The following is a 21,282-nucleotide window of genomic DNA, read 5'->3' on the forward strand; positions in this document are numbered from 1 at the left end:
TGGGGAGTCTGTGTTTTATACCACAATTTTGACCACAACTGGACTCAAAGCAGATAAACACCACCTGTTTAGATATAACCATAAATACTTCTTTAGTACCTATTTACTACCAAAAACGTAATTTTTTGCAACAAAAACAGCACTTTAAGCCTTTGGGAGCAAGATGTCGGGAGTTCGAGTCTCCCATCTCGGACCACAGCCCCTGAAATCATTCGATTTCAGGGGCTGTTTTCTTATTTAAGTACGCACCTCTTTGAACAGTTAAAATATTAGCGCACTTTTGAATTCTTGTTCGCAGGTTTTCATTCTTGCGGAAAATTCAGCGTAATTTAGCACATCCACGGGAATTTTCAGACCATGCTTGGTAATGCTGATGTCATCATGCGGCACGACATTTTTCTCATAGGTCGAACCACGATTCAACCACAATTTCAAATCGTCAGACCCTTCCGCTTCCGGATAGAGATAGTAGCCAGCCTTTGCATCAAAACGGAACATATAGGCAAGCACCTGTAAATAATCTCGATTGCCAATGTTATCAATCGGCTTATACTTGGCGTCGGCAATAATTCTCATTTCGCTGTTCCGGCTGATGAAATCAGGATAGATCAATCCCACATTTCCAGCAAACAATCTCTGCGCGCCTTTGCCACCTTTATTCATTGGGTGATAAAACACATCTTCTATCAGCGAATTGATGTATTCCTCCCATAACCATGCTCCATCGAACAGGATGCCATATATCTGTCTCGCCCCTGTCCCGATTTGGTGTTTCTGATGTCGGAGAATTAAGAGGCACAAACGTTGCAATGCGAGATACTCTCTGAAATAAGCGTGTCGGACAGCATTCTTTTTGTTTTGCTCAATGATCTTCTGCCTGTCACACAGCTCATATTCTGAAGTCGCATCTATAACGAGTTTTACCTCGTCTTTCACTTTGATAAGAAGATTATTTCCGTAAGACTTTCTTTTGATGAACTCTATGGTATGCCGCACCAGTTCCATCAGGCTGTTATCGTAGGAAAATTCTCTCTGGCTGTATGCAACATTTCCTACAAATGGGGTGTTCTTCTCTATATGCCTTGCAACATCAATGGTGCCTTTTACATTTCCGTCATTATACCTACGACGAATATACTTCTTGAACAAGCCCTTCCGCATCGCTGCTTTGAGGTAATACGGAAACAGAAACAGCAGAAAATTGAACAGCCGATTATCTTGATTGGCGTCGGAATCCAAATCTACTATATTGGGAAAGTCCAGAACTTTGTCTAAAAGATACTGGAAAAAGTAATCCTCACCCTCTCCGCAAAAACGGGATGCGATCACAAGCCGCTCATCACCGTAGCCAAGAAAGCCCATCACATTGCCGGAGCGATAGGTGTCATTGACGCTTTGGAGGATCATCTGATCTTGCGTAATATCCTCTGCATCTTTTACGGTTTCAGGAAATACGAACACGCCTTCACGCTCAAGCTGTTCCAACGTTTTATCTGCAATTTTGCCTGTCAGCCTCGCTACTTGAGAAAAGGCATCCTTTTTCTGCTGAGAGTTATCCTTGATCCTGAGCAGCTTCATTCTCATCACCTCTGGCGGGTTTCTTATAACCGTATGCCCTCGCGAACCGATTCATAATCCCTTCCTCATCGTACATTCCCTGAATGTACTCCTGCAGGAGCGGCTGCAAGTAATCCGTCCAAAGCTGGTCAAAATCAAGTGTTTTCAACTTTAGGAAGTAAGACGCTCCGATCTGATAATTTTCATTCAGATCCTCAACCTCTGCGATTGCCTTATTGAGCGCAGCCATCCTTCTGATTGCTTCAGCCTCTAATTCCTCGTTTTCCAGCGAGGCAAGCATTTCAAGACGCTCATCCGCTCTGAGTTCTACAAAACGGAAGCGACGACGCATGGCAAAATCAAAGCTGTCCACAGAGCGGTCGATATCGTTCATGGTGCCGATGATATAGACATTTTCAGGAATATAGAACTTTTCGCCGGGGTCAGAGTGCAGATTAGAATATTGCGTGGAGATTTCTCCGGCTTTGCCGCGATAACCGGGATCTATCGCAAAGAACAGTTCACCGAAAATCTTTGAAATCTCGCCGCGGTTGATTTCATCTATAATGAATATGTATTTTTTCAGTTCCTCCTGTTTTGCCTTTGCTTTTGAAACTGTACTTTTCTTCGCTTTGATTGCTTTATAGATAGCAAAGTCATAGGAGTATCCTTGTGTAGCAAACGTCTTTCCGAAAAAGGACGTGATATCCTTTATTTTTTCAAACTTCTGCCCGGATTCCAGCATCTTTCTAACTTCATCCAGATTCAGAGCAAGCCTGTTGACAGATGCGTTACCGGGAATGGAAATATGGATATGCCCGTCATCCACGCCGGTAATGGTAAATTCATTTCCATTGATCGTTTTAAATGTGTCAACGCCAAACTCAACGCCGGAGAAAAACTCTGTCATGGATTCTTGAACCGTGACTTCCTTTTCTACGGTTTCTCTGGATTTTTGGGAGTCCTCATAGTTCTTTCTGGCACGGGCAACAAACTTCTTGAAAATGCCATCCTGCAATTCAAAGCCCATTGTCCCATCATCATTGATTTTCGGTCTTAGTCCTTCAACAAAATCAGAGTAGTCATAACTCGGATGGAACTGAACGAACTCAACCTGTTTCTTCTGCTCGTCAGTAAGAAGTGTGTAATCGTCAAAGTACCCATTGCTGATGATGTCCGCAGCGATTTCTTTAGCAAGATAAGATTTTCCGGTACCGGGCGCACCTCTGAAAATCAGATTTTTTGATTCAATCAGCATAGAAGAAAACGGATTTCGGTATCCCTTGAACTGTTGAACAAGCTCTTCCTGAACAGCAGCTTCCGTTTCTGCCGCTGCGGTTTCCTTCTCATCTTTTTCGCGGTATGTCAAAATGAACTGATCTCCCGGTTCACCGAAACGCTTCAAACATTCCTGAACGAAGATAATCGTAGAGAATATATTCCAGCTATAAATAACAAACTGGCGGCCGTTATCATAGCTGTAGGTCAAGTACTCTAACGAGTTGCGGTGCTTCTTGTACTCATCGACACTCGTATAAATACCTCTAATCATGTCACTATTAGGGCTGTATTTGCAAACGGGAAAGCTCTCCTTGTCCTCAACGGATAATGCGGCAAGCTGCTTCTCAAATATCTGGCAGGCAATACGCGGCATAGTCTGATTAGAATTTCTTTTTTCGCCTTTGTTGTATGCACGCTTGATGATATCCCCATTTGCCTTCTCGAAATAAGCATTCAGCGGCTTATAGTTATCCCCAAGGTTCAGATCTTCCATGGTAAAGCGTTCATCTGTTGACTTTACACTCTCAGCAGTAATAGACAACTCGAACTTTTCCTGCGGTTTTGTTTCAATAGTGAAGCCCCGGCTTTCCAGATAGTTCTTTGCATCGGCACTGGTAAATGCTTCTGTTGAAATATCCGTACCATTCGCCAAATGGTCAGCAACGGCCATCACATACTTCGGCGGGTATTTTTTTCCATTCTCAGACACAAGAACATATTTTACGCTCGTATTATGTTCGGGAACCCCGTTCTCGTCGATGAATTTCAGGGCGTCGATAATATTCTGCTTCTTCAGCTTCGGTATAGCCATGCTGCACCTCCGATATTTCAAGTTCACTTATGGCTCACGGTAGAAGCGTTCGGCAAATGCCTGCTGGATGATGTGGTCGTTTTCTTTCGTGAGGCCGTACGCAATTATCAATATCATAGTACCATCGATTTTAGCAAAAGACAAGAATCCGCATTATGCATACGCAATACTGTCGCAGAATTATCTTAGTTTTTTACACATTTCATCTATACCAAAACAGGGAAAAACAGAGGCAAGGATTGATAGGAATCCTTGCCTCTGTTTTTTCACTTCCGTGACTTCTATTTTCTCCCCAGCATTGCCGCCACCACCTCATAATGCTTCTTCACCGTATTTCGTGCCAGGCCGGTTCGATTGGCGAGAGTGGAGAACTCCGTGACCTCCGGGTGGAGACGCATATAGTCCCACAGCTTGCGCTGCTTCTTTGTTAGCTTTTCCGGCGGGGCGATGCCCGCAAGCTGCTCCTTGAGATTTTTGCGTTCCTCGTTCATCTCCGTGATCAGCGCCTTGAGCTTTTCCTCGCAGTCCTCGCGGGTATGGGCGTAGACGTTGCGGGAATGCTGTGTCCCGTCCGGCCATATGGGAGAATAGCGCCCCTCAAACAGGTGGTCATTGAGTTCGCTGACGCAGCCGGTGCCCGGTTTCCTTTTCTTCCCCACATAGGGCTGGAAGTCCACGATGCCTTTCTGCTCCGGCTCCGCTTCTTCCTGCGGCTCCATCTTGCCGATGCTCCGGTCGATGCTGGCGGCGGCTGCCCGCTGCATATCGCCGGTGATGTGGGTGTAGATGTCCAGCGTTGTCACCGCAGACACATGGCCCAGCATAGCGGAGAGGGTTTTCACATCCATGCCATTTTCCAGTGCCAGCGTTGCGAAGGTATGTCGCAGATCATGGAATCTGACACGCTTGCAGTCTGCCCGCTCCAGTATCGTCTGAAGCCGCCTGCGCGCCACGCCGGGCGTGATCGGTCGATCCGCCTTCACCGGGGACGGAAAAATCCAGCGGGAGTCCACCTTTTTGCGGTATTCCCGCAGCACGGCCAGCACCGCAGGCGGCAGCACCAGCTTTCGGACAGATGCCTTGGTTTTGGGCGGGATGATCTGCAATTCGCCGTTTACCGTGTACGCCTGTTTGTTGACGGTCAGCACACCGGTTTCAAAGTTCAGATCCTCCCATTGAAGTGCTATCAATTCACCCCGCCGCAGACCGGTGCAGAGATCCAGCAGGAACAGCTCGTAGTACCCGTCCGCCTGCGCCTGAATGAGAAATTTCTGCAATTCCTCCCGATCCAGCACCTGCATCTCCTTTGCCTTTTTCGGCGGCAGCTTGCAGCCGATGGCTGGGTTTGTACGGAGCAAGTCATCCCGCACGGCCCGTTCCAAGGCGGAGCGGCAGACCGCGTGGCACATCCGCACCATGCGGTCGGAAAGTCCCGCGCCGTATTGCTCCGTCAGACGCTTGCGGCCATTCTTTTTCAGCCGCCCGTAGAACTGCTGCAAATCATTCTGCGACAATTTGTTCAGTGGGGTTTTTCCGATCTCCGGCAGGACATGGTTGTAAATGACATTTTCGTAGTTGTTCTGCGTGGAGGCGCGGAGCGTCGGCTTGCTGTGGGTTTCATACCAGTAGCATAGCCAGTCTCCGAACAGCATATCCGGTTTGACCTTTCGGTCATTTCGCCCCACCATGCTTTCGGTAAGTGTTTTTAGTTTCTCCTGACATTCCCGCTTTGTTTTGGCGAGAACATTCTTCGTCTTGGGAAGGCCATTGTCATCATAGCCGATGACAACACGGCCCTCCCACCGGCCGTCGCCGCGCTGTCTTACGGTGCCGGTTCCGCTTTTCCGTTTCTTTGCCAAGGTCTCAACTCCTTCCCGAGCAAGAGAATCGCATCCGACGGCAGACCCATCGAAGTCACCGATACCCCCTCGGGCCTGAGCGAGAGCGCGGGCATCAGGAACAGCATCAAGCAGCCGGTCATGCGCCGTGATCTTGAGCGCGCCGGCACGGAGATCTATGTCCTGCCGCAGTACAAGCTCACCTACGATGAGAACGGCTACTGCGTCAAGAAGGAGAAGTGCCGCATCCCGGACGATATTGCAGCGAAGCTCGCGGAGATGAACAAGTGAGCAAGGCCAGGGCAGCTCCGGCCGGCCCTGAAATAACAAAAGCCGCTCGAGGGCGGCAAATTGACAAGGCGCGGCGCGCGTGGTATGATGAGCGTGCCAGTAAGAGCGTGAAACAGGTTGTTCCCCCTCAAGGGGGTGACCGCATGACGACGATGGAAGTATTGACGCTTCTATTGCTCCTCGCTACGGTTATCTTCGGTATCCTTGGGTACATAAAGAAATAACCGTCACCTAAACGGCAGCGGCTTTCCTTCAAGCTCTAAACTTGTATGGGGGAGCGACCTGCACCGTCCAAAGTGAGCCGTTCCTGCTGACCTTGAATATATCACGCCGAAGCCGCTTTGTCAAGAACGACAGGGCGGCTTTTTTGCCGCCGGAAAGAGAGAATGCCTATGAACCTATCGACCGTTGCATCGACCTGCTCGGAGATCACGGTCATTCTGGCCGCGCTGGCGATGCTCATTAAGCCCATCCGCAACAAGCTGCTGGGGCTGGACAAGCTGACCGACGCGCTCAAGTGCCAGCTCCGGCATGACATGCTGCACACCTACTACCGCCGCAGGGAGGGCCGCACCATCCGACAGTACGAGCTGGAGGATTTTCTCTATCTCTACCGCGGGTACAAGGCCCTCGGCGGCAACAGTTTTATCGACCGCATCAAGTCGGAGATCGACGAGTGGGAGGTGATTTCGTGACGTGGTGGCAGGTGTTCCTCATCGCGGTCTGCGTGCTGTGCGCGGTTGTCGTTGTGGCCTCCGCGCTGGCGATCCTCGCGCACTGGCTCGAGGGCGTACGCAAGCGCGACCGGTACGTCTTGGCAGCCATCTTTAACCTGACATGGTACTGCATCGTGAGCCTCGTGCTCACCGCCAACGACAAAATTGTGCCGGACAGCCTGACCGTCGCGTGGTTCGCCGCGTAGACGGCAGAGCTTGCCCTGCTCGCCAATATCAAGATCAAAGGAAAGGATGAATGAAATGAAACTGCAATTCAACGACAAGGTCTACGGCATTTTGAAGTGGCTGTGCCTCATCGCCCTGCCCGCGCTCTCCGTGCTCTACAGCGCGCTGGCGGGCGTTTGGGGCTGGCCCTACGCGCAGGAGGTCGCGACCACCATCAACGCCGTGGTGGCCTTCGTGGGCGCGCTCATCGGCATCAGCACCGCGAGCTACAACAAAGCCAATGGCGCAGGCACACGGGCAGTGGGTCACCAAGGGCTACCGGCCCGGCGACGTGCTGATCTACGACTTGCCCGGCACGGCGTACAAGACCGACCACTGCGGAATCTGCGAGAGCGTCAGCGGGCAGTATGTCACCGCCATCGAGGGCAATACCTCCAACGGCAACACCGGCAGCCAGTCAAACGGCGACGGCGTGTATCGCCGCAAGCGAAAGATGTCGCTCGTGCTCGGCGCGTACCGCCCAAAGTACACGGACTATCGCGCACAGCTCCAAAAGCGGGCGGGGGTTGGAGGACAAGACGATGGACTACCTCGCGGCGTACAAGTACGGCAGCGACCTGATCCGCAAGCTGGCAACGATGAAATAATTTGCCCGATTCGGGCAAATTTCAAAAGGCTGTGTCCAGCGTGGGCACAGCCTTATCCATGACAACATTTTTGACAACAAAACTGTTCCAAAGCATTCCGAAACATCACAAAAGTTTCCGCTTCGCCCCTATCTTCTGAGACAAAATTTTGGGTGCTGGGAAAATGAAAAAACCTTGAAACTACAGTAGTTTCAAGGTTTTTCTTGGCGCGGAAGAGAGGATTTGAACCTCCGCGGCGCTTTTTACACACCCTACTCCCTTAGCAGGGGAGCCCCTTCGGCCACTTGGGTACTTCCGCAAATGTCGAAATTCTTCAGCCGATGTTCCATTTGGCGGAGAGAGTGGGATTCGAACCCACGGATGCTTTCACATCGCCGGTTTTCAAGACCGGTGCTTTCAACCGCTCAGCCATCTCTCCATGCTTGTGAGGAGCCGGCTCACTCTCAAACGCAAGTGTTATCTTAGCATATTGTGGGGGTACTTGTCAAGGAGAAAGCGCGAAATGTTTGCCGTAAATTAGAAAAACCTTTCGCGTGAAAAGAACTTTTCGGCAGCGCTTGACCGTTCCGACGTTTTTCGATACAATATATCAATATTGTGTCCGCATGAAAGAGGAAAGGAGACCTGCCCATGCTCACCCCTCCCGAGATCGCCCGGAGCCTGCTCGCCGCCGGCGAGAGCAAGGCGCGGCTGCCCCTTGGAAAGATGCTCCTGCTCGCCATATTGGCGGGAGCCTACATCGCGCTCGCAGGCGTCGGTGCGACGGCGGCCGCCGTGACGGTGGAGAGCGGCTCGCTTGCAAAGCTCCTTTCGGCCTGCGTGTTTCCGGCGGGACTTTCCATGGTGATCCTCGCGGGCAGCGAGCTTTTCACCGGCAACTGCCTGATGGTGATGGCCCTGCTGGAGCGCCGCATCACGCCCGCACAGCTGCTGCGTAACTGGCTGACTGTCTACCTCGGCAATGCCGTGGGCGGCGCGGCGGTGGCCGCGCTGGCGGTCTACAGCCACACGGCCTCGCTTTTCGGCGATGGTCTGGCGCGCTCGATGGTTTCCATCGCGGAGAGCAAGGCGGCGCTCGGATTTGGAGACGCTTTCCTGCGCGGGGTCCTGTGCAATTTTCTGGTTTGCCTCGCGGTGTGGATGGCGGCAGCCTCCAAACGCGCGGAGGGGAAGGTCATCGCGCTCTTTTTTCCCATCCTGCTCTTTGTCCTCTGCGGCTATGAGCACTGCATCGCGAACCTGTACTACCTGCCCGCCGGTGCGTTTGCCGCGGCGGAGTACGGCATGGAAACGACGCTGACGCTTGCCGGCTGTCTTGAAAACCTCGCGGCGGTGACGCTCGGGAATCTTGTCGGCGGCGCGGCGCTCGGAGTGGGCTACCGCTTCGCTTATCTCAAAGAATGATGCGCCGCCCCTGAAATAGTTTGCGCAGAAAACGAAAAAAGACACACCCCAAAGGCGAGTCCATGTTTATCATAGCACGGCGCCCTATGCAATGCAAGAGAAATTTTTTCTCTTGCAGCAATTTTGTGGACAGCGCCAACACATTGCCCGGATATTGGAAAAAGCTTGAACAATATGAAGTCTTGACGTCGGAAACTTGCAGAGGTAGAATCTATCCATATTTTTTGTAAATAAAAAACGAATAAGGAGGTTCGTAACGATGAGTGAAAAAGATCGTATTCCCGAGCTGTTTGGTTCGATGTCCTTTAATGAGGGAACGATGGAGCAGTATGTTCCGCATCAGGCGATGGAAGTCTGGCGCGACTGCCTGAAAAGCGGCAAGCCGCTGCCACTGACCGCCGCGAACGATATCGCCGAGGCCATGAAGACCTGGGCGCTGGAGCATGGCGCGACGCATTTTACCCATTGGTTCCAGCCCTTGACCGGCATCACCGCCGAAAAGCACGACAGCTTTATCAACCCCATCGGCGGCGGCAAGATCATCATGGATTTCTCAGGCAAGGAGCTGGTGTGCGGCGAGCCCGACGCCTCGAGCTTCCCCTCCGGCGGTCTGCGCGCGACCTTTGAGGCGCGCGGCTACAGCGCATGGGACCCCACCGCCTTTGCCTTCATCAAGGACGGCAGCCTTTGCATCCCGACGGTGTTCTGCTCCTACGGCGGCGCGGCGCTGGACAAGAAGACCCCGCTGCTGCGCTCGAACGAGGCGGTCAACCGCGAAGCGGTGAAGCTGCTGCATCTTTTCGACAGCCAGAAGGACGTCAGTAAGGTCACGCCGCAGGTCGGCCCCGAGCAGGAGTATTTCCTCATTGACCGCGAGCTGTACCTCAAGCGTGAGGACCTGCGACTGTGCGGCCGCGCCCTCTTCGGCAGCAAGCCGCCCAAGGGCCAGGAGCTGGACGACCACTACTTCGGCGTCATCCGCCCGCGCGTGGCGGCCTTTATGAAGGAGTTGGACGAGGAGCTGTGGAAGCTCGGCGTGCTCTCCAAGACCAAGCACAACGAGGTCGCCCCCGGTCAGCACGAGATGGCTCCCATCTACTGCGACGCCAACACCGCCAACGATCAGAACCAGCTCGTCATGGAGACGATGAAGAAGGTCGCCGAGCGCCACGGTCTCGTCTGCCTGCTGCATGAAAAGCCCTTTGCCGGCGTCAACGGCTCCGGTAAGCACGTCAACTGGTCGCTCTCGACCGACACGGGCGAGAATCTGTTCTCCCCCGGCAAAACGCCCAGCCAGAACGCCGTGTTCCTGCTTTTCCTCGCCGCCTTCGTCAAGGGCGTGGACGAGTATCAGGAGCTGCTGCGCTGCTCCGTCGCCTTCGCGGGCAACGATCACCGTCTCGGCGCGCAGGAAGCGCCGCCGGCCATCATCTCCGTCTTCCTCGGCTCCGAGCTGCAGAGCATCATCGACGCCATCGTCGGTGAGAGCGACTATACCGAGACCGAGCGCAAGACGCTGCGCATCGGCGTGGACGTGCTGCCCTCCATCCCGCAGGACACCACCGACCGCAACCGTACCTCGCCCGTGGCTTTCACCGGCAACAAGTTCGAGTTCCGTATGCCCGGCTCCAGCCAGTCCATCGCCGGCCCCGTCACGGTGCTCAACACCATCATGGCGGAGGAGCTCAGCCAGTTCTACGCGGTGCTCAAGGAGGCGCCGGACTTCAACAAGGCGCTGCACGACCTTGTGCGCAAGGCGTTCATCGAGCATGGCCGCATCATCTTTAACGGCAACGGCTATGAGGAGGCGTGGGTCGAGGAGGCCGCGCGCCGCGGCCTTGCGAATCTGCGCAGCACCGCCGACGCCCTGCCGACCTATGTTCTGCCCAAGAACGTCGAACTGATGATGAAGCACGGCGTTTACACGAAGGAGGAAATGCTCTCCCGCCACGAGATCCACATGGAGAAGTACCGCAAGGTCATCCACATCGAAGCGGCCACCATGGTCGATATGGTCCAGCATGAGATCCTCAACGCCGCCTCCGAGTATGAGAGCAAGCTCTGCGAGACGATGCTGCGCAAGCACGAGGCCGCACCCGAGCTGCCCTGCCACGTCGAGAAGTCGCTGGCCAACTCCATCGGCATCCTCAACGACAAGCTGCTCGAGCAGACCGTGACGCTCAAGACCGCGCTGGAGACTGCGCCCGTCGGCGCCTCCGGCGAAGAGGAGATGCGCTATTACCACGACGTTGTTGCCGCTGATATGGACGCGGTGCGCGATACTGTCGACCGTCTCGAGACGCTGACCGCCGGCAAGTACTGGCCGTATCCGACCTTCTACGATCTGCTTTTCTCCGTTTGATCCCCAAAAGGAACGCTTTCTGAGCGTTCCTTTTGAAATGATTTTTCCAATTTATTTGTGTTGTGGAGGAGAACATGAAGTACATTTTTGTCACCGGCGGCGTGGTGTCCGGCCTCGGCAAGGGCATCTGCGCGGCGTCGCTCGGCCGCCTGTTGAAGCAGTGCGGGCTGCGCGTGAAGAACCAGAAATTCGACCCCTATCTCAATGTGGACCCCGGCACGATGAGTCCCTACCAGCACGGCGAGGTCTTCGTCACCGACGACGGCGCGGAGACCGACCTGGACCTCGGCCACTACGAGCGCTTCGTGGATGAGGCGCTGAACGCGAACGCTTCCGTCTCCTCCGGCAAGGTCTACTGGAGCGTCCTCAACCGCGAGCGGCAGGGCGGCTACCTCGGCGGCACGGTGCAGATCATTCCGCACGTCACCGACGAGATCAAAAGCCGCGTCTACGCCATGGACGACGGCGAGACCGACGTGTGCATCACGGAGATCGGCGGCACGGTGGGCGATATCGAGAGCCAGCCGTTCCTTGAAGCGATCCGGCAGGTCGCGGCGGAAAAAGGGAGAGGAAACGTCCTCTTTATCCACGTTCCGCTCATCGTCTCCATCCCCGGCAGCGGCGAGCTCAAGAGCAAGCCCACGCAGCATTCCGTCAAGGAGCTGCTCTCCCTCGGCATCCAGCCGGATATCCTCGTCTGCCGCACGGACAGCCCGTTGACCGACGATGTGCGCCACAAAATCGCGCTGTTCTGCAACGTTGAGCCGGAGTGCGTGATCCCGAACGTCACGGCCTCCACACTCTATGAGGTGCCGCTGCTGCTTGAGGACGCCGGCCTCTGCCGCGAGGTCTGCCGCAAGCTCGGCTTTGACTGCGGCGAGCCGGATATGAAGGCATGGACGGCGCTCGTCGAGAAGATCAAGCACGCGCACAAACAGGTGACCATCGCGCTCGTCGGCAAGTATACCGGCCTGCACGACGCTTATCTGAGCGTCGTTGAGTCGCTCTTCCACGCGGGCACGGCCTGCGACGCACAGGTGACGATCCAATGGGTCGATTCCGAAACGCTGACGGCGGAGAATGTCGCCTCCGTTCTCGGCGGCTGCGCGGGCGTGCTGGTGCCCGGCGGCTTCGGCGACCGCGGCATCGAGGGCATGATCCTCGCCGCGCAGTACGCGCGCGAGAACGGCGTGCCCTATCTCGGCATCTGCCTCGGTATGCAGATCGCCGTCATCGAGTTTGCGCGCCACGCCGTCGGCTGGGCCGACGCGCACAGCGCGGAGTTCTCCTCCCTCACTGCGCACCCGGTCATCGCGCTGCTGCCCGACCAGATCGGCGTGACCGCCAAGGGCGGCACGATGCGTCTCGGCAAATACCCCTGCGTGCTCGGCGAGGGCACGAAGGCGTATGCCGCCTACGGCACACGCGAGATCTCCGAGCGCCACCGTCACCGCTACGAGTTCAATAACCTCTTCCGCGAGGAGCTTGAGCGCGCGGGCATGACCTTCTCCGGCACCTCGCCGGACGGCTCGCTCGTTGAGATCGCCGAGCTGAGCGAGCAGGATTGGTACGTCGGCTGCCAGTTCCACCCCGAATTCAAGAGCCGTCCCGACCGTCCGCACCCACTCTTCACCGGCTTTGTCGCCGCGGCGCTGCGCAAGGCGGGCAAATAATAGTGAAGGGGGCGGAGCCGTATGGCTCCGCCCCCTGCATGAAAAAAGAGAACCGCCGCGCGGTTCTCTTTTGCTGTATTCAGCGGTTTTTCAGACGCTTGTCGCACTTGGCGGCGAGCTTCGTGCCGACGCTCTGGAAGAGCTGCACGAGCAGAATGAGCAGGATGACCGCCGCGTACATCACGAGATATTTGTAGCGGTAGTAGCCGTAGTCAATGGCGATCTTGCCGAGGCCGCCGCCGCCGATGATGCCGCTCATGGCCGAATAGCCGAGGATGGTCGTGAGCGCGATGGTGAAGTTCTGCAGCAGGGAGGGGATGCTTTCGGGGATCATCACCTTGCAGATGATCTGCATGGGCGTCGCGCCCATGCTCTGCGCGGCCTCGATGATGTTGGGGTCCAGCTCACGCAGGCTGCTCTCGACGAGACGCGCGACGAACGGAAAGGCCGCGACGACAAGCGGAACGATGGTCGCGGTCGTGCCGACGGTCGTGCCGATGATGAGGCGCGAGAGCGGAAAGACCATGATCATCAAAATCAGGAACGGAATAGAGCGCAGCAGGTTGATAAGAACGTTCAGCACGCTCATCAGCCAGCGGGGGAGCGGCAGTACGCCGTCCCTTTCGCCCACCACGAGCAGCACGCCCAGCGGCAGACCGATCACGATGGCGAAGGCCGTGGAGAGGAGCGTAACATAGAAGGTTTCCCAGATGGCGGAGAGGAACTGCGTTTGCAGCGCTGCGGTCAGCTCCTCGATGGACTCGGGAGAGAAAAGATTACTGTACACCGACGCTCGCCTCCTCGACCTGAAGATTTTCGATCCCGCTCAGAAATTCCCACGCACGGTCAAACTGCGCCGCGGGGACGCCGAGCAGCATACTGCCGTAGATCTCCTCCGAGAGCTTCTGCGTGCTGGCGGAAATGACGTTGGCCGCGATGTTCTCCTCCGTCGCGAGGCGGGCCACCAGCGGGATCGAGGTAGTCTTTGCGCTGCGGAAGATGAGGCGGATGCGGCGCTCCTGCGTGGGATCGGACACCGTGACGTCCGCGCCGCCGGGGAAAACAAGATGGCGCGCGGCGGCGGATTTCGGCGCGGAGAAGACGGTGGAAACGAGACCGTCCTCCACCACCTCGCCGTCGTCCAGAATGGCGACATGGTTGCACACGCTCTTCACCACGCTCATCTGGTGCGTGATGATGACGACCGTGATGCCGAGCTTTTTGTTGATGTCGCCAATCAGCTCAAGGATCTGGCGCGTCGTCTTGGGGTCGAGCGCGCTGGTCGCTTCGTCGCACAGCAGGACCTTGGGGTTCGTCGCCAGCGCGCGGGCAATGGCGACGCGCTGCTGCTGACCGCCGGAGAGCTGCGCGGGATAGGCCTTCGCCTTGTCGGGCAGGCCGACCGTCTCCAGAAGCTCCTGCGCGCGAGAAGCCGCCTCACGGCGGCTGACTCCGGCAAGCTCCATTGGGAAGCAGACATTATCCATGCAGTTCCGCTGCATGAGCAGATTGAAGCGCTGGAAGATCATGGTAATGTCGCGCCGCGCAGCACGGAGCTGCGCGGGCGACATGGTATCCAAACGTTTTCCGTTGACGATGACCTCGCCGGAGGTGGGGCGCTCGAGCATATTGATGCAGCGCACCAGCGTGCTCTTGCCGGCGCCGCTCATGCCGATGATGCCGTAAACGTCACCGTCCGGAATGGTCAGGGAGATATCCTTGAGGGCTTCCACCCGCCCACCGGCGGTCTCAAAGACTTTGCTGACGTGCTTGAGTTCGATCAAGGAATTCTCCTCCTTTCTTTTATCTTACTTCAGGGCGTCCAGCGTGGTCTGCTTGCCGCCGTAGAGACCCATGGGCTCGACGTGAATGGCAGCGACGGAGACGATGTGTGTGCCGTTTTCCTTGTTGAAGTCATCAAGATAGGGGGTGTGCTGGAAGTAGTTGGCGTCCACGGTGCCGTCCTCCACGACGGTGTTGGGCACAACGTAGTCGTTGTAGGTCTGAATGTCGAGGGTGATGTCCTTTTCGGCAAGGATCTCCTTGGCGACCTCGAGGATCTCGGCGTGGGGCGTGGGGGATGCGGCGACGGAGATGGTCTGACCCGCGAGCGCGGCGTAGTCAACGCTGGCGTCGTAGCCGTCGCCCGGATTCTCGACGGTGCTCACGACCGCACCGTCATACTTCTCGGCGATGTAATCGGCGACCTGCTGGCTCTCGAGCGCGGCGACCAGAGCCTTGACCTTGTCGCTGGACTCGTTGCCTTCCTTGACAGCGAGGATGTTGGCGTAAGCGGAGGCGGAGCCTTCAATGACCAGAGAATCCTTGACAGGATTCAGCCCGGCGTTGATGGCGTAGTTGGAGTTGATGACGGCGTAGTCCACATCCTTGAGGATGTTGGGGATCTGCGCGGCTTCGGTCTCAACGATCTCGACGTTGTGAGGATTCTCGGCGATGTCGTTCTTGGTGGCGGTGATGCCGGCGCCGTCCTTGAGCTTGATGATGCCGTTGGCTTCGAGCAGCAGCAGGGCGCGGGCTTCGTTGGTGGTGTCGTTGGGGACTGCGATCTGAATGGCGGCGTCGGCCTTTTTGCCGCAGCCGGAGAGAATACCGAGGGCGAGAACTGCCGCGAGGGCAAGAGAAATGAGCTTTTTCATAATTTTATTCTTCCTTTTCTTGATTTTGATATTATTTGAATGATTTTTGATGCGACGATCCGCGGTCACATTCGACCGCTCATGCGGGAACACGAACCGTGCGGACACATTCGCTCTTTCAACAGCTTGAGCATCGTGTTTGACCTCCTTTGCTTGGGACGCTGTTAGTTATACACGATGCTTCGCCATTTGTCCAATACGCTATAAGGATAATGAGTTATAGGTGCAAACTATAGCATAGTGCGTTTCATATACTTCAATGGCATAATGTCGAGACATATATTGACGATATGAACAAAACAGGAGGGTGTCAGTTGGACAAACCACCCTGTGCCGCGTGAAGAAATTCCTGTATTTTCTCGATATACAGTTTGCCGACGCTGCTGAGGATCTGGTTTTTCTTCACGATATAGCCGACCTTCATCACGCCGTTGATGGGGCTGTCGTCCGAAAGGGGAATGACGCGGTAGTCCCCGCCGTTGAGCTCCTCGCACACGATGCCCGAGCAGAGCGTGTAGCCGTAGAGCCCGACCATCAGGTTGACCATCGTAGCGCGGTCGTTGACCTTGACGGTCTGAGAGTAGTCGTTCATGGACGACAGCTCCTCGGAAAAGTAGAAGGAGTCGTTGCCGCCCTGCTCAAAGGAGAGGAAGGGGTAATCGCTCAGCTCCTCGCCGTGGATCTCTGCGCGGTCGGCGAGCGGGTGGTTTTTCCACAGAAAGACATAGGACTTGCAGTCCATCAGCTCGTGGAACTCGATGTCGTTCGCGCGGAGGATCTTCGTGATGACGTTGCGGTTGAAGTCGCTGAGGTAGAGGATGCCGATCTCGCTGCGCAGGCTTGCGACGTCGTCGATGACCTCGCGCGTCTTGCTCTCGCGGATGGCGAAATCGTATTTGGCGGTATCGAAGCTCTTGGCCATCTCCACGAAAGCCTTGACCGCGAAGGAATAGTGCTGCGTCGTCACGCCGAACTTCTTTTTCAGCTCGTTGGGATGCGCGTATTTCTCCGCCAGCGTCTCATACTGGTGGTAGACCTGACGGGCATAGTCGATGAACTCCTGCCCGTCGTTCGTCAGCGTCACGCCGCGTCCGCTACGGTGGAAGATGGTGATGCCGAGCTCACGCTCCAGCTCCTGCATCGCGCCGGTGAGCGAGGGCTGGGCGATGTAGAGCCGTTCCGCCGCCTTGTTCATCGAGCCGGTCTCGGAAATGACGATGGCATAGTGGAGCTGTTGGAGCGTCATGGGCGTATTCCTCCGTGTACAGAATGAAGAAAGTATAGCATACGGGCGGACAAAATTCAAGCGCGGCGGGCGCTGCGCTTGAATTCCTACAAAGTATATGGTATTATAGATAAAAAACGGAAGGTGAGCCTATGCGTATCTCGACCAAGGGACGCTACGCGCTGCGCCTGATGCTCGACCTTGCGGAGCATCAGGGAGACGGCTGCGTATCGCTCAAGGACGTTGCCCAACGGCAGGATATCTCCAAAAAATACCTCGAGCAGATCGTTCCGACGCTCAGCCGCGCCGGCTTCCTGCTCACGAACCGCGGCTATCAGGGCGGCTACCGGCTGGCCCGCCGGCCGGAGGACTACACCGCGCGGGACATTCTGCGCCTGACCGAGGGAAGTCTTGCCCCCGTGGCCTGTCTGGACTGCGAGGTCAACACCTGCCCGCGCAGCGCGAATTGCCCGACTCTCCCGCTCTGGCAGGGCCTGGACCGTGTGATCGAGGATTATCTCGCGGGCGTCACGCTGCAGGATCTGATCGACCGCCAGCGCGAGCACAGCGGCGACGACTATGTGATCTGAAAAAAGTAGGCGGCTGCCATCGGCAGCCGCCTACTTTATAGTCAAGCCGTTACGGGCGCATGGTCGGGAACAGGATCACATCGCGGATGGAATCCGTGCCGCAGAGCATCATCGCGCAGCGGTCGATGCCGAAGCCCAGACCGCCCGTCGGGGGCAGACCGTATTCGAGAGCCATAACGTAGTCCTCGTCCATCATCTCCGCCTCGTCGTCGCCGTTGGCGCGCTTTTCGACCTGCGCCTTGAAGCGCTCATACTGATCCATCGGGTCGTTGAGCTCGGTGAAGGCGTTGCCCATCTCGCAGCCGCACACGAACATCTCGTAGCGCTCGGTCAGGTGCGGGTCGGACGGGCTGCGCTTGGCAAGCGGGCTGACCTCGACGGGATACATGGTGATGAACGTCGGCTGGATGAGCGTCTCCTCGACCTTCTGGTCGAAGGTCTCGTAGAGGGCGTTGCCCCAGGTCTTGTCCACACCGTCCATATCAACGCCGACGCTCTTGGCGAGCGCGACGGCGGCGTCGTTGTCGCCCTCGATCGCCATGAAGTCCGCGCCGGTCACTTCCTTGACGGCGTCGGCCATCGTGACGCGCTTCCACGACGGGGTGAGGTCAATATCGTGGCCGAGCCACTGGAGCTGATAGGTGCCGAGGATTTCCTTCGCGGCGCCCGCGAGAATGCCCTCCAGAATGTCCATCATGCCGTCAAGGTTCGTGAACGCCTGGTAGAGCTCGCAGGTGGTGAACTCGGGGTTGTGCTTGGTGTCCATGCCCTCGTTGCGGAAAATGCGGCCGACCTCGTACACGCGCTCCAGACCGCCGACGATCAGGCGCTTGAGATGCAGCTCGGTGGCGATGCGCATATACATATCAATGTCGAGCGTATTGTGATGCGTGATGAACGGCCGCGCGTTCGCGCCGCCCGCGATGGGGCTGAGCACGGGCGTCTCGACCTCCATGAAGCCGAGGTCGTCGAGGTAGCGGCGCAGGAACGCCACAAATTTCGAGCGGATCTCAAAATTCCGCTTGCTCTCGGGATTGACGATGAGGTCGACGTAACGCTGACGGTAGCGCAGCTCCTTGTCCTGCAGACCGTGGAATTTTTCGGGCAGCGGCCGCAGAGACTTCGAGAGCAGCGTGATCTCCTTGGCGCGGACGCTCATCTCGCCGCGCTGGGTGCGGAACACCTCACCGCGCACGCCGACGATGTCGCCGATGTCGTACTTCTTGAAGCGGTTGTATTCCGCCTCGTCCATCTCGTCCTTGCGGGCGTAGATCTGGATGCGGCCGGACTTGTCCTGTAAGTCGCAGAAGCTGACCTTGCCCATGCCGCGCTTGCTCATCAGTCGGCCGCCGACGGTGACCTCGGTGCCCTCAAGCTCGTCAAAATGGTCCTTGATGTCCTGCGCGTGGTGGCTGACGTCAAAGCGCGTCTGCTGGAAGGGATCGCGTCCCTCGGCGCGCAGCGCCGCCAGCTTTTCGCGGCGGACCTTGAGGATCTCGGAAAGGTCCTGCTCCTGCGCGGGAGCGTTTGCCTGATTGTTCTCTGCCATAACGTTTTCTCCTTATGATCGTCCTCGAGCCTTATCGCTCGATCTTTTCCACACGGTAATGAATGATGCCGACGGGGGCCTCGACGCTGATCTCGTCGCCCTCCTTCGCGCCCATGAGGGCCTTGCCGAAGGGGGATTCCTCGCTGATGGCGCGGTGCATGGGATCAGCCTCCTGGCTGCCCACGACCTTGTAGGGCGGCATCTCGCGGCCGGTCTTGAGGTCCACGACGGTGACGGTGCAGCCGATGCTCACGGCGTTGGACGCGCCCTCGCTCTCGTCGATGATGACGACATGAAGCAGAATGTCCTCCAGCTCCGCGATGCGGGAGTAGAGCTTGCCCTGCTCGTTCTTCGCCTCGTCGTACTCGCTGTTTTCACTCAGGTCGCCGAAGCCGCGGGCCTCTTTGATCAGCTCCGCCACTTCCTTTTCGCGCACGGTCTTGAGGTAGGTCAGCTCGTCCTGCAGCTCCTGCTGACGGGCAGCGCTCATTTTGTACTCTTTTTTCATGTCGTTTCCTTTCTATGCGCCGCCCTTCGGCGTCCTTCGGGACCGACGGCGGCGCATACCAACACATTATAAGTAAAAATATTATAGACGCTGCCCCGCCGCTTGTCAAGGCTCGGCTTTACAAATCCCGCGCCGCGGTATACTATAAAGGCAGAACAATAATGACAGCACAGCAGGAGGAAACCATGATGACCACCGCAGAAAAGCTCACGGCGCTGCGCCGCGCGATGGCGCAGCGCGGACTTGCCGCCCACCTTGTCCTGACCGATGATTTTCACGCCTCGGAGTATGTCGGCGACTACTTCAAGGCGCGCGAATACCTCTCCGGCTTCACCGGCAGCGCGGGGACGCTGCTCATCCTGCCGAGCCGCGCTCTCCTCTGGACGGACGGGCGCTACTTTTTGCAGGCGGAGAGCCAGCTGGCCGGCAGCGGCATCGAGCTGATGCGCTCCGGCGAGCCGGACGTCCCGACGCTCGAGCGCTTCCTGCTCGCGGAGCTGGAGGACGGGAGCCTGCTCGGCTTCGATGCCCGCACGGTCAACACCGCGCTTGCGCGGCGGCTCGGGAATAAGCTGCGCACAAAGCATATCCGCTTTGCAGGGGACGAAGACCTTGTCGGCGCACTCTGGCCCGACCGACCGCCGCTCTCCGCCGCGCCGGTGTGGGAGCTGGGGATCGAATACGCGGGCGAAGCGCGCGCGGACAAGCTCGCGCGCGTGCGCGCGGCGATGGCGGACGAGGGCGCGGACGCCTTCGTTGTCACGGCGCTCGACGAGCTTGCGTGGCTGCTGGATCTGCGCGGGAACGACGTGGCCTGCACGCCGGTGTTCCTCGGCTTTCTGCTGCTGACAAAGGAGGATGCCGTGTTCTGCGCCCGCGCGGGCGCGGTCGGCGAGGAAGTGAAAGCGTCGCTCGCCGCCGACGGCGTGCGCCTTGCGGACTATGAAAGCATCTACGGCCTTGTCCGTGCGCTGCCGCGCGGCACGCGCGTGCTGCTCGACGGCGCGACGGCGAACTATCGCCTGACGCAGAGCGTGCCGGACGGCGCGGAGACGCTCGACCGACCCAGTCCCATTGTGCCCATGAAGGCGGTCAAGAATGCCGTGGAGCAGGAGAACCTCCGCCGCGCGCACCTTGCCGACGGCATCGCGCTCACGCGCTTTCTCCGCTGGCTCAAGTGTGACGCCGTGCGGGAGGGAGCCACCGAGCTTTCCGCCGCCGCGAAATTGGAGGAATACCGCCGCGAAAGCGCGGACTATCTTGAACCGAGCTTCGACCCCATTCTCGCCTATGGCCCCCACGGCGCCATCGTCCACTACGAGGCGACGGAGGAGACCGATGTGCCCCTCGAAGCGCACGGCCTGCTCCTCGCCGACACCGGCGGTCATTACCGCACCGGCACGACCGACGTGACGCGCACCGTCGCGCTCGGCCCGGTCGCTGGGGAGGAGAAGCGTGCCTGCACGCTCGTCCTGCGCGGACACCTCGCTCTCGCCGCCGCGCGCTTCCGCGCGGGCGTGACGGGGGAGAACCTTGACATTCTCGCCCGCGGCCCGCTCTGGGACGAGGGATTGGACTACAACCACGGCACCGGCCACGGCGTCGGCTATCTGCTCAGCGTCCACGAGGGACCGCAGCGCATCCATTGGAGCATCGCCTCCAACGCGCGGCACACCGCGCTGGAGCCGGGTATGATCTTCTCGGACGAGCCGGGGCTGTACCTTGCGGGAAAATTCGGCGTGCGGCTGGAAAATCTTCTGCTCGTGTGCGAGGCGGAGACCAACGCCTACGGGCGCTTCCTTTCGCTCGAGCCGCTGACGCTTGCGCCCTTCGACCGCGATACCATCGACCCGTCGCTCCTGAGCGACCGCGAGCTCGCGCAGCTCAACGCCTACCACGCGCGTGTTTACGAAGCGCTCGCGCCGCATCTCGACGCAGAGACCCGCGCGTGGCTGCTTGGCGTGACCGCGCCCCTCGGGAAGTGAGC

General features: G+C 57.5%; 18 protein-coding genes, 2 tRNA genes and 1 pseudogene. 10 read left to right on the top strand and 11 right to left on the bottom strand.

Annotated elements, in window-relative coordinates:
• Nucleotides 1–261: 261 nt before the first annotated feature.
• The 3 genes from KQI17_RS03030 to KQI17_RS03040 form a co-directional block, all read right to left on the bottom strand.
• The gene (locus KQI17_RS03030) at nucleotides 262–1,578 is read right to left on the bottom strand and encodes a hypothetical protein (protein ID WP_216494749.1); all 1,317 of its coding nucleotides are present in this window, start codon (nucleotides 1,576–1,578) and stop codon (nucleotides 262–264) included.
• Nucleotides 1,553–3,649 (bottom strand): McrB family protein, encoded by a 2,097-nt coding sequence (locus tag KQI17_RS03035; RefSeq protein ID WP_216494750.1) that lies wholly within the window; start codon nucleotides 3,647–3,649, stop codon nucleotides 1,553–1,555. The genes KQI17_RS03030 and KQI17_RS03035 overlap by 26 nt, the downstream gene beginning before the upstream one ends.
• Before the next feature lie 281 nt (nucleotides 3,650–3,930).
• Nucleotides 3,931–5,508, bottom strand: coding sequence for a site-specific integrase (locus KQI17_RS03040; RefSeq protein WP_216494751.1), 1,578 nt, complete (start codon nucleotides 5,506–5,508; stop codon nucleotides 3,931–3,933).
• Nucleotides 5,509–5,628: 120 nt separating this feature from the next.
• Here KQI17_RS03040 and KQI17_RS03045 point away from each other — a divergent pair, with 120 nt between their 5' ends.
• The 5 genes and pseudogenes from KQI17_RS03045 (at nucleotide 5,629) to KQI17_RS13530 (ending at nucleotide 7,389) form a co-directional block, all read left to right on the top strand.
• Nucleotides 5,629–5,778, top strand: coding sequence for a hypothetical protein (locus KQI17_RS03045; RefSeq protein ID WP_216494752.1), 150 nt, complete (start codon nucleotides 5,629–5,631; stop codon nucleotides 5,776–5,778).
• Between the two features lie 392 nt (nucleotides 5,779–6,170).
• On the top strand, nucleotides 6,171–6,473 hold the full coding sequence (locus KQI17_RS03050; protein WP_216494753.1) for a hypothetical protein: 303 nt from the start codon (nucleotides 6,171–6,173) through the stop codon (nucleotides 6,471–6,473).
• Nucleotides 6,470–6,700 carry a hypothetical protein gene (locus tag KQI17_RS03055; RefSeq protein WP_216494754.1) on the top strand — a complete coding sequence of 77 codons (231 nt, stop codon included), beginning with the start codon at nucleotides 6,470–6,472 and terminating at the stop codon, nucleotides 6,698–6,700. The genes KQI17_RS03050 and KQI17_RS03055 overlap by 4 nt, the downstream gene beginning before the upstream one ends.
• Nucleotides 6,701–6,755: 55 nt before the next feature.
• Nucleotides 6,756–6,944: pseudogene (locus tag KQI17_RS13525) on the top strand (phage holin); the annotation flags it as partial.
• 16 nt (nucleotides 6,945–6,960) lie between these two features.
• Complete coding sequence (locus KQI17_RS13530; RefSeq protein WP_253285667.1) at nucleotides 6,961–7,389, top strand: CHAP domain-containing protein; 429 nt, start codon at nucleotides 6,961–6,963, stop codon at nucleotides 7,387–7,389.
• Between the two features lie 142 nt (nucleotides 7,390–7,531).
• Here KQI17_RS13530 and KQI17_RS03065 read toward each other — a convergent pair.
• A tRNA-Ser gene (locus KQI17_RS03065) sits at nucleotides 7,532–7,625 on the bottom strand.
• A 32-nt stretch (nucleotides 7,626–7,657) separates the two neighbouring features.
• Nucleotides 7,658–7,745: transfer RNA gene (locus KQI17_RS03070), tRNA-Ser, on the bottom strand.
• Between the two features lie 212 nt (nucleotides 7,746–7,957).
• Between KQI17_RS03070 and KQI17_RS03075 the strand changes: the two genes are divergently transcribed.
• The 3 genes from KQI17_RS03075 (at nucleotide 7,958) to KQI17_RS03085 (ending at nucleotide 12,766) form a co-directional block, all read left to right on the top strand.
• On the top strand, nucleotides 7,958–8,731 hold the full coding sequence (locus KQI17_RS03075; protein WP_022019283.1) for a formate/nitrite transporter family protein: 774 nt from the start codon (nucleotides 7,958–7,960) through the stop codon (nucleotides 8,729–8,731).
• 259 nt (nucleotides 8,732–8,990) lie between these two features.
• Nucleotides 8,991–11,093 (top strand): glutamine synthetase III, encoded by a 2,103-nt coding sequence (locus KQI17_RS03080; protein WP_216494755.1) that lies wholly within the window; start codon nucleotides 8,991–8,993, stop codon nucleotides 11,091–11,093.
• Nucleotides 11,094–11,167: 74 nt separating this feature from the next.
• The gene (locus tag KQI17_RS03085) at nucleotides 11,168–12,766 is read left to right on the top strand and encodes a CTP synthase (protein ID WP_216494756.1); all 1,599 of its coding nucleotides are present in this window, start codon (nucleotides 11,168–11,170) and stop codon (nucleotides 12,764–12,766) included.
• A 79-nt stretch (nucleotides 12,767–12,845) separates the two neighbouring features.
• Here the strand turns inward: KQI17_RS03085 and KQI17_RS03090 are convergent, their stop codons facing one another.
• The 4 genes from KQI17_RS03090 to KQI17_RS03105 form a co-directional block, all read right to left on the bottom strand.
• The gene (locus KQI17_RS03090) at nucleotides 12,846–13,502 is read right to left on the bottom strand and encodes a methionine ABC transporter permease (protein ID WP_253285665.1); all 657 of its coding nucleotides are present in this window, start codon (nucleotides 13,500–13,502) and stop codon (nucleotides 12,846–12,848) included.
• A gap of 40 nt (nucleotides 13,503–13,542) precedes the next feature.
• Entirely contained in the window at nucleotides 13,543–14,550 is a 1,008-nt protein-coding gene (locus KQI17_RS03095; RefSeq protein ID WP_216494757.1) for a methionine ABC transporter ATP-binding protein, read from the bottom strand.
• A gap of 24 nt (nucleotides 14,551–14,574) precedes the next feature.
• Nucleotides 14,575–15,423 (bottom strand): MetQ/NlpA family ABC transporter substrate-binding protein, encoded by an 849-nt coding sequence (locus tag KQI17_RS03100; RefSeq protein ID WP_216494758.1) that lies wholly within the window; start codon nucleotides 15,421–15,423, stop codon nucleotides 14,575–14,577.
• Between the two features lie 310 nt (nucleotides 15,424–15,733).
• Entirely contained in the window at nucleotides 15,734–16,669 is a 936-nt protein-coding gene (locus tag KQI17_RS03105) for a LysR family transcriptional regulator (protein ID WP_216494759.1), read from the bottom strand.
• Nucleotides 16,670–16,800: 131 nt separating this feature from the next.
• On the opposite strand from KQI17_RS03105, the gene KQI17_RS03110 reads away from it, so the two are divergent.
• Complete coding sequence (locus KQI17_RS03110) at nucleotides 16,801–17,238, top strand: Rrf2 family transcriptional regulator (protein WP_216494760.1); 438 nt, start codon at nucleotides 16,801–16,803, stop codon at nucleotides 17,236–17,238.
• A 49-nt stretch (nucleotides 17,239–17,287) separates the two neighbouring features.
• On the opposite strand, the gene lysS is transcribed toward KQI17_RS03110, so the two are convergent.
• Both lysS and greA read right to left on the bottom strand, forming a co-directional pair.
• The gene (gene lysS / locus KQI17_RS03115) at nucleotides 17,288–18,787 is read right to left on the bottom strand and encodes a lysine--tRNA ligase (protein WP_216494761.1); all 1,500 of its coding nucleotides are present in this window, start codon (nucleotides 18,785–18,787) and stop codon (nucleotides 17,288–17,290) included.
• A gap of 31 nt (nucleotides 18,788–18,818) precedes the next feature.
• On the bottom strand, nucleotides 18,819–19,295 hold the full coding sequence (greA, locus tag KQI17_RS03120; protein ID WP_022018141.1) for a transcription elongation factor GreA: 477 nt from the start codon (nucleotides 19,293–19,295) through the stop codon (nucleotides 18,819–18,821).
• Between the two features lie 185 nt (nucleotides 19,296–19,480).
• On the opposite strand from greA, the gene KQI17_RS03125 reads away from it, so the two are divergent.
• Complete coding sequence (locus KQI17_RS03125; RefSeq protein ID WP_371821941.1) at nucleotides 19,481–21,280, top strand: aminopeptidase P family protein; 1,800 nt, start codon at nucleotides 19,481–19,483, stop codon at nucleotides 21,278–21,280.
• Nucleotides 21,281–21,282: the final 2 nt, after the last annotated feature.

It is taken from the genome of Oscillibacter sp. MSJ-31, assembly GCF_018918025.1.
Classification (GTDB): Bacteria; Bacillota; Clostridia; order Oscillospirales; family Oscillospiraceae; genus Hominicoprocola.